This is a genomic window from Rhodoplanes sp. SY1 (assembly GCF_046000175.1).
Classification (GTDB): Bacteria; Pseudomonadota; Alphaproteobacteria; order Rhizobiales; family Xanthobacteraceae; genus Rhodoplanes.
In genome coordinates this window covers 1-790 of the sequence record NZ_JBEOMB010000480.1, presented here as the reverse complement: position 1 = coordinate 790, position 790 = coordinate 1, and the positions used below count along the sequence as shown (strand labels likewise).

The 790-nt window shown below is 70.0% G+C and carries 1 protein-coding gene; it reads right to left on the bottom strand.

The annotated features are described in order from the left end of the window. On the bottom strand, nucleotides 1–790 hold a 790-nt coding region (locus ABTU92_RS30470), incomplete at both ends, for an FAD-dependent monooxygenase (protein WP_408095263.1).

Genomic DNA, 790 nt, shown 5'->3' with positions numbered 1-790 from the left:
GGACCCGAACGGTGCCTCTCCCGCCACCGGCCGCACCCGCGACCCCGCCGGCGCATCACCCAGGGATGGGCCGTTGAGCGGGCTGTGCGGATAGCCGATGGACACCTCGGCCATCAGCCCGGTCATGGCCCTTTGGACGGGCGCGAGGCCCAGCAGCACATGGACGGCCACGTTGCGCAGATGCTCCAGAACCGGGTTCGCCAGCGTCGCCATCCGAGTCATCCGCCCGGAAGCCGCGATGACCTGTGCGCCGACCGGGCGACGCTCCAGGTCGTAGCTGTCCAGAAGCGCCGGAGCGGTCGCGATGCCGCGGCTCACCAGCGCCAGCTTCCAGGCGAGATTGACGGCATCCTGCATGCCGGTGTTCATGCCCTGCCCGCCAGCCGGGCTGTGGACGTGGGCCGCGTCGCCGGCGAGGAAGACGCGCCCGGTGCGATAGCTCTCCACCTGCCGCTCATTGATGCGGAAGGCGCTGATCCAGACCGTCCCCGTGAGCGTGATGCCCCCGGGACCGCGGACATCGAGCACCTTCTGAAAGGCGTCCTGGTCCAGCGGCACCGCGGGCTGTCCCGTCGAGGGGCCGAGGCTGGTGATGAGGCGGGCGCGATCGGGGCCCATGGGGAAGAACAGCATCGGTCCGTCCTCGTGGCAGAAGATGGACATCTGCGATGCCGGGAAGGGATAGCCCTTCAGGTGAAAGTCGCCCTGGGTCCAGTCGAGGCCGATGGTGTCCCCCTTGAACTCGAGGCCGAGGCGATGCCGCACGGCGCTGTGCGCCCCGTCGCAGGCC